Origin of the sequence: Shinella pollutisoli, from assembly GCF_024609765.1 — a bacterium.
GTDB classification, from domain to species: Bacteria; Pseudomonadota; Alphaproteobacteria; order Rhizobiales; family Rhizobiaceae; genus Shinella; species Shinella pollutisoli.
In genome coordinates this window covers 85,873-98,954 of record NZ_JANFDG010000014.1, presented here as the reverse complement: position 1 = coordinate 98,954, position 13,082 = coordinate 85,873, and the positions used below count along the sequence as shown (strand labels likewise).

The window sequence follows — 13,082 nt, the reverse complement described above, 5'->3', positions numbered from 1 at the left end:
CGGCCGTTCGGCCTTGCGAACCCTATGGGTTCGAGGAGTGCGCCAACTTCTATTATCGTGCTGTCTCTCAGAAGGCCTTGGCCGCGTCGAGGATGCGGAACTGGATGCGCCGGTTTCCCTGCCAGCTGTCGGCCGACAGCGTGCCGGCGAGATGGACGGCCTGACCGCGCTCCCTGGTGAGGAAGAGGCCGAGATCGGCCTCGGCGGCGCGGAAGGCCATGGCGTCGAGCCGGCCGCCGTCCGGGCCCTCCAGCGCCACGCGCAGGTGATTGGTGCCGACCGGCCGCACGTCGCGCAGGCGATGGGCGGGCAGCGCGAAGACGGGCTGCGGATGGCCGGAGCCATAGGGGCCGGCCTGCTCCAGCTGATCGGCGAGCGCCAGCGTCGCGCCGCTGGCGGAGAGCGCCCCGTCGATCTTCATCGTCTCCACCGCCACGAGGTCGCGCACGGTGCGCGCGGCGCGCTCCTCGAAGAAGGCGCGCAGCCGGCCGAGATTGGTACGCTCCACCGTCAGCCCCGCCGCCATCGCGTGTCCCCCGCCCTTGACGAGGATGCCCTCCTCGACGGCGGCGCGCACCATGCGGCCGAGGTCGAAGCCGGCAATCGAGCGGCCCGAGCCCGTGCCCTTGCCGGAAGGGTCGAAGGCGATGGCGAAGGCCGGGCGGCGGAAGCGGTCCTTGAGGCGCGAGGCGAGCAGCCCGACGACGCCCGGATGCCAGCCCTCGCGCGCGGTGAGGATGACGGAGGCGCCCTCGCCCGTGCCGTATTCGGCCTGCGCCTCGGCCTCCGCCTCGGCGAGCATCGCCGTCTCCATCGCCTGGCGCTCGCGGTTCAGCTCGTCGAGCTGGCGGGCGATCGCCTCGGCCTCGCCGGGCTCGGCGAGCGTCAGCAGGCGGCTGCCGAGCGCGGCGTCGCCGATGCGCCCGCCGGCATTGATGCGCGGGCCGACGAGGAAGCCGAGATGGTAGGGCGTCACCGGCCCGCCGATGCCGGCCTGCCGGAGCAGCGCCGTCAGCCCGGCATTGCCGAGATGGCGCGCGGCGACGAGGCCCTTGACCACATAGGCGCGGTTCAGCCCCTTCAGCGGAACGACGTCGCAGACGGTGGAGAGCGCCACGAGGTCGAGCATGGAGAGGAGGTCGAAGGCGTCGGCGCGCGTATCGCCCCGCCTGCGCAGGAGCCGCTGCACGGCGACGAGCACGAGGAAGACGACGCCCGCGGCCGAGAGATGCCCCTGCCCCGACAGGTCGTCCTCGCGGTTCGGATTGACGACCGCGAGCGCCGGCGGCAGGTCCACGCCGACCTGGTGATGGTCGATCACCACGACATCGATGCCGCGCTCGCGCGCGACGGCAAGCGACTCGTGGCTGGTCGAGCCGCAGTCGACCGTGACGATCAGCTCGGCGCCGCGGTCGACGAGCTGGCCGATCGCCGCGGGGTTCGGCCCGTAGCCCTCGAAGATGCGGTCGGGAATGTAGATTTCCGACGGCACGTCGAAATGGGCGAGGAAGCGATGGAGGAGCGCCGAGGAGGCCGCGCCGTCGACGTCGTAGTCGCCGAAGATCGCCACCCGCTCCCGCCGCTCGACGGCCCGCGCCAGCCGCTCGGCCGCCGCCTCGCAGTCCATCAGGCCGTAGGGTTCCGGCATCAGCCGGCGCAGCGTCGGGTCGAGGAACGCGGGGGCGTCGTCGAAAGCGACGCCGCGGCCGGCGAGCACGCGGGCGATCAGGTCGGGAAGCCCGTGCGTCTGGCTCATCGCCAGCGCGCGGTTCTCGCCCGCCTGGTCGAGGCGCGCGACCCAGCGCTGGCCCGTCGCCGAACGCTCGACGTTGAGGAAGGCCCTGCTGACGGGGTCGGTGTTTTCCAGCATGCGTGTCGCTACTCCTGCCGTGCCTTTATTATACCCCCTCTGGCCTGCCGGCCATCTCCCCCTCAAGGGGGGAGATCGGCAAGACCCGAAACCTTGCTCAAACTACACCTTCAGCGATGGGCGAAACGGTACTCCATCCAATCTCCCTCCTTGAGGGGGAGATGCCCGGCAGGGCAGAGGGGAGTAGGCAGCGACCGATCAAGCCGTCTTCGGCCGCTCGATGCGGATCACCTGCGGCTCGCCGACGAGATAGCCCTCGCCCTTGATCGCGGCGACAGACTTGCGCACCGAATCCTCCATCGTCGCATGGGTGACGAGGATGATCGTCTTCGGGTCGGTCGATTCGGCCGTCGCCTGGGCGCGCTGGACGATCGATTCAAGCGAGATGCCGTTCTCCGCCATGTGCCTGGCGATGCTGGCGAAGACGCCGGTGCGGTCCTCCACCGAGAGCCGGATGAAATAGCCGCCCTGGTGCTTGCGGATCTGCGCGCGCCTGTAGGGCTGGAGTGCCGCCGCCGGCCGGCCGAGCACGGGCACGGTCTGGGCGCCGGGGCGGCTCTTGGCGATGTCGGCGATGTCGCCGAGGACGGCCGAGGCCGTGGCGTTGCCGCCCGCACCCGGGCCGACCATCAGGAGTTCGCCGAGGATGTCGGATTCGATCGCCACCGCGTTGGTGACGCCGTCGACCTGGGCGATGACGGAATCGAGCGGCACCATGGTCGGGTGCACGCGCTGCTCGACGCCTGTCTCGGTCTTCTGGGCGACGCCGAGCAGCTTGATGCGGTAGCCGAGGTCGGCGGCGGCGCGGATGTCGTCGATCGAGATGTTGGCGATGCCTTCGAGATAGATGTCGTCGGCGGCAATCTTCGTGCCGAAGGCGAGCGTCGTCAGGATCGACAGCTTGTGCGCGGTGTCGTTGCCCTCGATGTCGAAGGCGGGGTCGGCCTCGGCATAGCCGAGGCGCTGCGCCTCCTTCAGGCAGGCCTCGAAGGTGAGCCCCTCCTTCTCCATCTTGGTCAGGATGTAGTTGCAGGTGCCGTTCATGATGCCGTAGACGCGCGAGATCGTGTTGCCGGTCAGCGACTCGCGCAGCGCCTTGATGACCGGGATGCCGCCGGCGACCGCCGCCTCGTAGTTGAGCAGGCAGCCGTTCTCCTCGGCGAGCGCGGCGAGCTCCACGCCATGCGCGGCAAGCAGCGCCTTGTTGGCGGTCACGACATGGATGCCGCGCGCGAGCGCCGCCCTGACGGCCGCGTGCGCCGGATCGCCCGCCCCGCCCATCAGCTCGACGAAGACCTCGATGTCCGCCTCGCGGGCGAGCGCCACCGGATCGTCGAACCAGGCGGCCGACGAGAGGTCGACGCCGCGGTCGCGGCCCTTCGTACGCGCGGAGACCGCCGTAATCTCGATCGGCCGGCCGCACGTCGTCGCCAGCATGTCCCTGCGTTCGACGAGAATCTTCGCGAGCGAGGCACCGACGGTGCCCAAGCCCGCCATGCCGATCTTCAGGGCATCAGCCATGTCATGTCCTAACGTTCTGGAAGGGCCCTCCGCCCGGGATGCGGAGGGCGGGATGGTCAGCGGCGGGCGTTCAGCGAGACGACGTTGTGCATCGTCTCGTCCGCCGTCGAGAAGAACTTCTTGATGTTGCGCGCCGCCTGGCGGATGCGGTGCTCGTTCTCGACCAGCGCGAGGCGGACGTAGTCGTCGCCCTGCTCGCCGAAGCCGACACCCGGCGCCACCGCCACGTCCGCCTTCTCGACCAACAGCTTGGAGAATTCGAGCGAGCCGAGATGGCGGAACTTCTCCGGGATCTTCGCCCAAGCGAACATGGTGGCCGCCGGCGGCGGCACCTCGAAGCCGGCCTTGCCGAAGCTCTCGACCATCACGTCGCGGCGGCGCTTGTAGACGCCCCGCACCTCGGCGATGTCCGAGCCGTCGCCGTTCAGCGCATGGGTCGCCGCCACCTGGATCGGCGTGAAGGCGCCGTAGTCGAGATAGGATTTCACCCGCGTCAGCGCCGCGATCAGCCGCTCGTTGCCGACGGCGAAGCCCATGCGCCAGCCGGGCATGGAGAAGGTCTTCGACATGGAGGTGAACTCGACGGTGATGTCGATCGCGCCCGGGACCTCCAGAACGGAGGGCGGCGGCGCGCCGTCGAAGTAGATCTCCGAATAGGCGAGGTCCGAGAGCACGATGATGTCGTGCTTCTTCGCAAAGGCGATCACGTCCTTGTAGAAGTCGAGCGAGGCGACATGCGCCGTGGGGTTGGACGGATAGTTGAGGATCAGCGCCAGCGGCTTCGGGATCGAGTGGCGCACGGCGCGTTCCAGCGGCGGGAAGAAGCTCTCGTCCGGCTCGACCGACATGGAGCGGATGACGCCGCCCGCCATCAGGAAGCCGAAGGCGTGGATCGGATAGGTCGGGTTCGGGCAGAGGATCACGTCGCCGGGCGCGGTGATCGCCTGCGCCATGTTGGCGAAGCCCTCCTTGGAGCCGAGGGTGGCGACGACCTGGGTCTCCGGGTTGAGCTTCACGCCGAAGCGGCGGGCGTAGTAGGCGGCCTGGGCGCGGCGCAGGCCGGGAATGCCCTTGGAGGAGGAATAGCGGTGGGTGCGCGGGTCCTGCACGACCTCGCAGAGCTTGTCGACGATCGCCTTCGGCGTCGGCAGGTCGGGGTTGCCCATGCCGAGGTCGATGATGTCGGCTCCGCCGGCTCGCGCGCTTGCCTTCAAACGGTTGACCTGTTCGAAAACATAGGGCGGCAGGCGCCGGACTTTATGAAACTCTTCCATCTCTCAACCCCGTTGGCGCGAAGCCCCTCCGGCGGCCCTGCCGAAGGGCGCGAAACCCCGCGCGATTCGCAAATCCGGATAGCGGCGAATGCGTTCGAAATGAAGGCGCTTCGCCGCGCCGGCGGCCGCTTCCGACCGCCCACCGCTTTGCTGCCAAACGGCCCGAAACGCAAGCGCTAATTCGCGCCGGATATCTCGGCGAGCGTATCGCGGCCATGGTTGGCGCCGAGCGCGTCGAGCTCGGCGAGCCGCCGGCGGTATTCGGCCTCGGAAATGGCACCGGAGCGCCGGCTTCCGGCGAGCGCCGACAGGCGCGCGGCATGGGCGGCCGCCTCCTCGTCGCTCATCTGCGTGGTCGCCGCGTTCTTCCGCCCGGTGATCTCCGGATAGACGTCGGAGCGGTCGACGACGCCGGCCGTCGCCGTCGCGGCGGGCGTGTCCGGCGACGTCGAGTTGCATGCGGACAGAAGGAGCGGCAGCGCCGCCGCGATCAGCACGGCGCCGCAACGCCTGGAATGGAACGCCATGGGGCACCCTCAACCGTTGCGCCCCGCCATAGGCATTTGGTCGGGGCTGTCTGGCGCTTGTAATCTTTTTCGGGCAGAATGTAAAAATACAAAAGTAACAATAAAATCCGGAGGAAACGGTGTCTGGGCGAAACAAGGCGAAGGAGCGCGATGCCGACGGAGCCAAGCCCGGATTCCAGGGCTTCGACCCTGCCGCGATCGAGCCCTACATCGTCAAGGACCCGGAGGCGCTGACGGTCAATTTCGCCCGCACCGTCGAGCAGCTCGGCAAGGCCGCCTCCGCCTGGCTCGCGCCGCGCGAGAGCGGCGAGAAGGTCGACACGGTCGCCGAGCCGATGGTCGACATGGTCAAGACGCTGTCGAAAGTCTCCGAATACTGGCTGTCCGATCCGCGCCGGGCGCTCGAGGCGCAGACGCTGCTGCTCGGCGGCTATTTCGACATCTGGCAGAAGGCGCTGAACCGCCTCGGCGGCCAGCCGGCGGACGAAAGCGAGGACCCTTACGCGAAGGACAAGCGCTTCGCCGACGAGGACTGGGTGAAGAATCCCTTCTTCGATTTCCTCCGGCGCGCCTATTTCGTCACCTCCGACTGGGCGGAAAAACTCGTCGCGGAGACGCGGGGGCTCGACGAGCACACCCGCCACAAGGCGGCCTTCTACGTCAGGCAGATCGCGAGCGCCATCTCGCCCTCGAACTTCCTCACGACCAATCCGCAGCTCTACCGCGAGACGGTCGCCTCGAACGGCGAGAACCTCGTGCGCGGCATGAAGATGCTGGCCGAGGACATCGCCGCCGGCCGCGGCGACCTGAAGCTGCGCCAGACCGACACCAGCAAGTTCGCGATCGGCGAGAACATCGCGCTCAGCCCCGGCAAGGTGCTCGCCCAGAGCGACATCTGCCAGGTCATCCAGTACGACGCCTCGACCGACGAGGTGCTGAAGCGCCCGCTCCTCATCTGCCCGCCGTGGATCAACAAGTTCTACGTCCTCGACCTCAACCCGCAGAAATCCTTCATCAAATGGGCGGTCGACCAGGGCCATACCGTCTTCGTCATCTCCTGGGTGAACCCGGACGAGCGCCACGCGGACAAGGACTGGGAAGCCTACGCTCGCGAGGGCATCGGCTTCGCGCTCGACACGATCAAGCAGGCGACGGGCGAAGAGGAGGTGAACGCCATCGGCTATTGCGTCGGCGGCACGCTGCTCGCCGCCACGCTGGCGCTGCATGCCCAGGAGGGCGACAGGCGCATCCGCAGCGCGACGCTCTTCACCACCCAGGTCGACTTCACCCATGCCGGCGACCTCAAGGTCTTCGCCGACGAGGAGCAGATCGACCTTATCGAGCGCGGCATGAAGGCGACCGGCTATCTCGACGGCTCGAAGATGGCGACCGCCTTCAACATGCTGCGCGCCTCCGAGCTGATCTGGCCCTATTTCGTCAACAACTACCTGAAGGGCCAGGAGCCGATGCCCTTCGACCTGCTCTACTGGAACTCAGATTCCACGCGAATGCCCGCCGCCAACCACTCGTTTTATCTGCGCAATTGCTATCTGAACAATACCCTTACGCAAGGTAAGATGCAGCTTGCTGGCAAGACGCTCTCCCTGAAGGACGTGAAGATCCCGATCTACAATCTGGCGACCAAAGAGGACCATATCGCGCCGGCGAAATCGGTCTTCGTCGGCAGCCGGTTCTTCGGCGGCAAGGTGACCTACGTGCTCTCCGGCTCCGGCCATATCGCCGGCGTCGTCAACCCGCCCGACAAGAAGAAGTACCAGTACTGGACCGGCGGCCCGGTCAAGGGCGAATACGAGGATTGGGTGGCGAAGGCGAAGGAGACGCCCGGCTCCTGGTGGCCGCACTGGCACGACTGGATCCTCAAGCAGGACGGCCGCAAGGTGCCGGCGCGCAAGACCGGCGGGCCGATGAACTCCATCGAGGAAGCGCCGGGCTCCTACGTCCGCGTGCGGGTCTAGAAACCGGCTCATATGCAGTTCGATCCGCCGCTCGTCTCCGGCACGCTCGTGCAGCGCTACAAGCGCTTCCTGTTCGACGCCGTTCTCGACGACGGGCGGGCGATCACCGGCTCCTGCCCGAACACCGGCTCGATGCGCGGGCTGACCGCGCCGGGCTCGCGCATCTGGATGTCGGAGCATGACGGGCCGATGCGAAAGCATCGCCACCGGCTGGAGCTGGTCGAGGCGGACGGCACAACGGTCGGCGTCAACACCGGCCTGCCGAACCGGCTCGCCGAGGAGGCGATCCGTGCCGGCCTCGTCGCCGACCTTGCCTGCTACCCGGTGCTGGAGCGCGAGCGCAAATACGGCCGCAACTCGCGCATCGACATCCTGCTCACGGGCGGCGAGCGCCCACCCGCCTATGTCGAGGTGAAGAACGTCCATTTCCGCCGCCGGGAAGGCATCGCCGAGTTTCCCGATACGGTGACGGCGCGGGGCGCCAAGCACTTGGAGGAGCTCGGCGACATGGCGGAGGCGGGTTTCCGCGCCGTCATGCTCTATCTCGTGCAGCGCGAGGACTGCGAGGCCTTCCGCATCTGCGACGACCTCGATCCCGTCTATGCCGCAGGCTTCCTGCGTGCCCGGGCGCGGGGCGTCGAGGCCTATGCGGTCAAATGCGCCGTCACGCCCGCGCAAATTCGGCCCGTGGCGCTGATCGCCATGGACGAACCCGGCCCGGCTGATCTATGAACGTGCGGAAAGACTAGCGAAAGTTCGACCATGGTGACCTATATCGACGCAACCGCCGCGCCGCTGCGCAACACCGGCGTGATCCGGCTCTATGACGCAGACTCCTTCGCCGGCATGCGCAAGGCCTGCCAGCTCACCGCGCGCTGCCTGGACGAGCTCTATCCGCTGGTGAAGCCCGGTGTCGCCACCGACGTCATCGACCGCTTCGTCTTCGAGTTCGGCATGGACCACGGGGCACTTCCCGCCACGCTCAACTACCGCGGCTACACGCGCTTCACCTGCACCTCGATCAACCATGTCGTCTGCCACGGCATCCCCAACGAGAAGCCGCTGCGCGAGGGCGACATCGTCAATATCGACGTCACCTACATCCTCGACGGCTGGCACGGCGACGCGAGCCGCATGTATCCGGTGGGCGAGATCAAGCGCGCCGCCGAGCGGCTCCTGGAGGTGACGCACGAATGCCTGATGCGTGGCATCGCCGCCGTGCGCCCCGGCGCGCGCACGGGCGCCATCGGCGAGGCGATCCAGACCTATGCGGAGGCGGAACGCTGCTCGGTCGTGCGCGACTTCTGCGGCCACGGCGTCGGCCGCCTCTTCCACGACGCGCCGAACATCCTCCATTACGGCCGCGCCAACGAGGGGCCGGAGATGAAGGAAGGCATGATCTTCACCATCGAGCCGATGATCAATCTCGGCCGGCCGCATGTGAAGGTGCTCTCCGACGGCTGGACGGCGGTGACGCGCGACCGTTCGCTCTCGGCGCAGTATGAGCACACCGTCGGCGTGACGGCGGACGGCTGCGAGATCTTCACCCTGTCGCCGGCCGGGCTCGACCGGCCGGGCCTAGCCGCCTAAGGCCGCCATGACCGGATCGCGCCGACGACCTCAGGATGGCAGCGACGATCTTTTCGAGGGCGGCGACGAGCGCGGCCATTTCTTCGAGCAGCCGGCGCGCCCGCGCGCGGCCGAGCCCGCCCCGGACAGAGACAAGGACAAGCACTATCACGGCCACCGCGAGCGGCTGCGCGCCCGCTTCCGCGACAGCGGCGAAGGGGCGCTCGCCGACTACGAGATCCTGGAGCTCCTGCTCTTCCGCCTGATCCCGCGCCGCGACACCAAGCCGGTGGCCAAGGCCCTCATCGACCGGTTCGGCACGCTCTCCGGCGTGTTCGGCGCGCCGCCGGCGCTCTTGCAGGAGGTCAAGGGCATCGGCGAGGCCGTGGCGCTCGATCTCAAGCTGATTTCCGCCGTCGCCCAGCGCGCGCTGAAGAGCGAGATCCGCAACAAGCAGGTGCTCGCCTCCTGGTCCGCCGTCATCCAGTATTGCCACGCGGCGATGGCGCACGAGCAGCGCGAGCAGTTCCGCATCCTCTTCCTCGACAAGCGCAACGCGCTGATCGCCGACGAGGTGCAGGGCCAGGGAACGGTGGACCACACGCCGGTCTATCCGCGCGAGGTGGTGCGGCGCGCGCTGGAGCTTTCCGCGACCGCGATCATCCTCGTCCACAATCATCCCTCCGGCGACCCGACGCCGTCGCGCGCCGACATCGACATGACGAAGACGATCGTCGAGACGGCGCGCCCGCTCGGCATCACCGTCCACGACCACATCATCATCGGCAAGGACGGTCATGCCAGCCTCAAGGGCCTCAGGCTGATGTAAAAAGGGCGCTTTCCTTCATCCCGCCGAAACGGTTTCGTGCGACAAGCGGTTGACGTGGAATGTCCGGGCGGGAATGATTGCTGCATTGCAATAATCCATCCGGCGGAAGACTGGGGCAATCTTACATGCAGGAATACGATCTCATTGTCGTGGGCAGCGGCCCGGCGGGCCGCCGGGGTGCCATCCAGGCGGCCAAGCTCGGCCGCAAGGTGCTGGTGATCGAGCAGGGCAAGCGCGTCGGCGGCGTGTCGGTCCATACCGGCACCATCCCCTCCAAGACGCTGCGCGAGACGGCGCTCAATCTTTCCGGCTGGCGCGAGCGCGGCTTCTACGGCCGCGCCTATCGGGTCAAGCAGGAGATCAGCGCCGAGGACCTGCGCCGGCGACTCATCATCACGCTCGACCACGAGGTGGAGGTGCTGGAGCATCAGTTCGCCCGCAACCGCGTGCAGCACATGCGCGGCAAGGCGAGCTTCGTCACGCCCGAGACGATGGAGATCGTCAAGGACGACGGCGAGACGATCCACGTCAACGGCAGGAGCATCCTGCTCGCCGTCGGCACGAAGCCGTTCCGCCCGGCGAACATCCCCTTCGACGGCGTCAACGTGCTCGACAGCGACGAGCTCCTGGAGATGCAGGAGCTGCCGCGCTCGGTCGCCGTCATCGGCGGCGGCGTCATCGGCATCGAGTACGCCACCATCTTCAGCGCGCTCGACACGCAGGTGACGGTCATCGATCCGAAGCCGACGATCCTCGACTTCATCGACAAGGAGATCGTCGAGGACTTCATCTACCAGCTGCGCGACCGCAACGTGAAGCTGATCCTCGGCCAGGTCGCCGAGACGGTGGAGAAGCTCGACAACGGCAAGTGTTCGATCACGCTCGACAACGGCCGCCACGTCGTCTGCGACATGGTGCTCTATGCCGCCGGCCGGGTCGGGGCGACCGACAGCCTCAATCTTGCCGCCGCCGGTCTCTCGGCCGATGCGCGCGGCCGCCTAAGCGTCAATCCGGAAACCTTCCAGACCGAGGTGCCGCATATCTATGCAGCCGGCGACGTCGTCGGCTTTCCCGCGCTTGCCTCGACCTCGATGGAACAGGGCCGCATCGCCGCCCGCGTCGCCGTCGGCGCCATCGCCAAGGAGCCGCCGAAATATTTCCCCTACGGCATCTACGCCGTGCCGGAGATTTCCACCTGCGGGCTGACGGAGGAGGAGGTCAAGGAGCGCGGCATCCCCTACGAATGCGGCATCGCCCGCTTCCGCGAGACCTCGCGCGGCCACATCATGGGCCTCGATTCGGGGCTTCTGAAGATGATCTTCTCGCTGAAGACGCGGCGCCTGCTCGGCGTGCACATCGTCGGCGAAGGGGCGACCGAGCTGGTCCATATCGGCCAGGCGGTGCTGAACCTCAAGGGTACGGTCGAATATTTCGTCGAGAACACCTTCAACTACCCGACGCTTGCCGAAGCCTACAAGATCGCCGGCCTCGACGCCTGGAACCGCATGGGAGACATGTCGCAGAAGGGGTGAGGCCGTTGGGTGCCGTTCACCCCCCTCTGGCCGGCAGACCAGAGGGGGGTAGCCACACAGCCCTCAAAAGCAAAACCGCCCGCAGCCTGCGCTGCGAGCGGTTTTTTCATTTCTCAACCCGATGCGTCGATTACTCGGCGTCGCCCTCGGCGGCCTTCTTCTTGGAGGCGGCCTTCTTCTTCGGAGCGGCGGCTTCCTCGCCTTCGGCGGCCTCGGCCTTGGCGGCGGCCTTCTTCTTCGGGGCGGCCTTCTTGGCTTCGGTCTTGACGGCGCCCTCGGCGTCGTCGTCGGCCAGCAGCTCTTCCTTCGAGACGGTCTTGTCCGTCACCTTGATCTCGCTCAGCAGGTGATCGACGACCTTTTCCTCGAAGATCGGCGCGCGCAGCGAGGCGGCCGCACCCGGGGTCTTCTGGAAATATTCGAGGATCTGCTTTTCCTGGCCCGGGAACTGGCGCAACTGCTCGAACAGCGAGCGCTGCATCTCCTCGTCGCTCACCTGGACGCCGGCCTTCTCGCCGATCTCGGAGAGCACGAGGCCGAGGCGGACGCGGCGCTCGGCGAGCTTGCGGTATTCCTCGCGGGCTTCCTCTTCCGTCGTGTCCTCGTCGGCGAAGGTCTTGCCGGACTGCTGCAGGTCGGTGTTGATCTGGCGCCAGATGTTCTCGAACTCGGCGTCGACCAGGCGCTCGGGCGTGTCGAACTTGTAGAGCTCGTCGAGCTGGTCGAGGATCTGCCGCTTGACCTTCTGGCGGGTGACGGAGCCGTACTGGCTCTCGATCTGGCCGCGGACGATCTCGCGCAGCTTGTCGGCCGATTCGAGGCCGAGCTTCCCGGCGAGCTCGTCGTTGATCTCGACGTCGGCGGGGGCGGCGACTTCCTTGACGGTGATGTCGAAGGTCGCTTCCTTGCCGGCGAGGTTCGTCGCCGGATAGTCGGCCGGGAAGGTCACGGTGATGACCTTCTCGTCGCCGGCCTTGAGGCCGACCAGCTGCTCCTCGAAACCGGGGATGAAGCGGTTGGAGCCGATGACGAGCTGGGCGTCCTCGTCCTTGCCGCCGTCGAAGGGCTCGCCGTCGACCTTGCCGAGGTAGTCCATGGTGACGCGGTCGCCCTCGGCGGCCTTGCCCTTCTTGGCCTCGTAGGAACGGGCGCTCTCGGCGATCCTGAGGATCTGCTCGTCGACTTCCTTGTCGTCGATCTCGACGACCTCGCGGGTGACGGCGATGCCGGAGGCGTCCTTCAGCTCGATCGCCGGGATGACCTCGTAGGACAGGGTGAACTCGAAATCGGCCTCGGCGGAGAGGATCTTCTCCGCTTCCGCCTGGTCCTCGGTCATCGCGATCTCGGGCTGGGTCGCCGACTTCTCGCCGCGCTCGGTGAGGATCGCCGACGGCCGGTCGCGGATGATCTCGTTGACGAGCTCGGCCATGATGGACTTGCCGTACATCTTCTTCAGATGCGCGAAGGGCACCTTGCCCGGGCGGAAGCCGTTGATGCGGACACGGCCCTTGGCCTCTTCGAGGCGCTCGTTCATCTGAGCTTCCATGTCCTTGGCCGGGATGACGACCTTGATTTCGCGCTTCAGCCCTTCAGCGAGCGTTTCGATAACCTGCATGTTCAAACCTTCAATTTCGAGTTGGCGGTGCTCAACCGGCCGGCCGGTTCTATGGCGAGCACCCCGCCGGGGTCCTTTGCCGGCAGTGGCTTTACTGAATTCGGTGGCCTTTTGGCAAGCAAAATGGCGCTCTCAACATATTCCACGCCGCGCGGAACCCTCCTGTCCCCCGCTGTCGTGGCTCTGGTGCGGGTAGAGAGACTTGAACTCCCACGCCTTGCGGCACCAGAACCTAAATCTGGCGTGTCTACCAATTTCACCATACCCGCGTCTCAGGAACCGCCTGCCGGGGCGGCATGGCCGCGATCCTCCGGCGCCGTCCGAGCGCGGCGTCTCTATATCATCCGTTCGGCGCGGATCAAAGGGAAA

General features: G+C 67.2%; 10 protein-coding genes and 1 tRNA gene. 5 read left to right on the top strand and 6 right to left on the bottom strand.

The window, feature by feature from the left end:
* Positions 1 to 67: 67 nt before the first annotated feature.
* The 4 genes from recJ to NNZ72_RS13130 form a co-directional block, all read right to left on the bottom strand.
* Complete coding sequence (gene recJ / locus NNZ72_RS13145) at positions 68 to 1,870, bottom strand: single-stranded-DNA-specific exonuclease RecJ (protein ID WP_257315766.1); 1,803 nt, start codon at positions 1,868 to 1,870, stop codon at positions 68 to 70.
* Positions 1,871 to 2,068: 198 nt separating this feature from the next.
* Positions 2,069 to 3,391, bottom strand: coding sequence for a homoserine dehydrogenase (locus NNZ72_RS13140; RefSeq protein WP_257315765.1), 1,323 nt, complete (start codon positions 3,389 to 3,391; stop codon positions 2,069 to 2,071).
* A 56-nt stretch (positions 3,392 to 3,447) separates the two neighbouring features.
* Complete coding sequence (locus tag NNZ72_RS13135; protein ID WP_257315764.1) at positions 3,448 to 4,665, bottom strand: LL-diaminopimelate aminotransferase; 1,218 nt, start codon at positions 4,663 to 4,665, stop codon at positions 3,448 to 3,450.
* A gap of 176 nt (positions 4,666 to 4,841) precedes the next feature.
* Positions 4,842 to 5,192, bottom strand: coding sequence for an SHOCT domain-containing protein (locus NNZ72_RS13130; protein WP_257315763.1), 351 nt, complete (start codon positions 5,190 to 5,192; stop codon positions 4,842 to 4,844).
* Between the two features lie 119 nt (positions 5,193 to 5,311).
* Here NNZ72_RS13130 and NNZ72_RS13125 point away from each other — a divergent pair, with 119 nt between their 5' ends.
* The 5 genes from NNZ72_RS13125 to sthA all read left to right on the top strand — a co-directional run bounded on the left by NNZ72_RS13125 (position 5,312) and on the right by sthA (position 11,098).
* Positions 5,312 to 7,168 carry a PHA/PHB synthase family protein gene (locus tag NNZ72_RS13125; protein WP_257315762.1) on the top strand — a complete coding sequence of 619 codons (1,857 nt, stop codon included), beginning with the start codon at positions 5,312 to 5,314 and terminating at the stop codon, positions 7,166 to 7,168.
* Between the two features lie 12 nt (positions 7,169 to 7,180).
* Positions 7,181 to 7,900, top strand: coding sequence for a DNA/RNA nuclease SfsA (gene sfsA, locus NNZ72_RS13120; RefSeq protein WP_257315761.1), 720 nt, complete (start codon positions 7,181 to 7,183; stop codon positions 7,898 to 7,900).
* 30 nt (positions 7,901 to 7,930) lie between these two features.
* Complete coding sequence (map, locus tag NNZ72_RS13115) at positions 7,931 to 8,758, top strand: type I methionyl aminopeptidase (RefSeq protein ID WP_257315760.1); 828 nt, start codon at positions 7,931 to 7,933, stop codon at positions 8,756 to 8,758.
* 7 nt (positions 8,759 to 8,765) lie between these two features.
* Positions 8,766 to 9,566 (top strand): RadC family protein, encoded by an 801-nt coding sequence (gene radC / locus NNZ72_RS13110; protein ID WP_257315759.1) that lies wholly within the window; start codon positions 8,766 to 8,768, stop codon positions 9,564 to 9,566.
* Between the two features lie 125 nt (positions 9,567 to 9,691).
* The gene (sthA, locus tag NNZ72_RS13105; protein WP_257315758.1) at positions 9,692 to 11,098 is read left to right on the top strand and encodes a Si-specific NAD(P)(+) transhydrogenase; all 1,407 of its coding nucleotides are present in this window, start codon (positions 9,692 to 9,694) and stop codon (positions 11,096 to 11,098) included.
* Between the two features lie 130 nt (positions 11,099 to 11,228).
* Here sthA and tig read toward each other — a convergent pair whose 3' ends face one another.
* The gene (gene tig, locus NNZ72_RS13100; RefSeq protein WP_257315757.1) at positions 11,229 to 12,713 is read right to left on the bottom strand and encodes a trigger factor; all 1,485 of its coding nucleotides are present in this window, start codon (positions 12,711 to 12,713) and stop codon (positions 11,229 to 11,231) included.
* A gap of 184 nt (positions 12,714 to 12,897) precedes the next feature.
* Positions 12,898 to 12,982: transfer RNA gene (locus NNZ72_RS13095), tRNA-Leu, on the bottom strand.
* Positions 12,983 to 13,082: the final 100 nt, after the last annotated feature.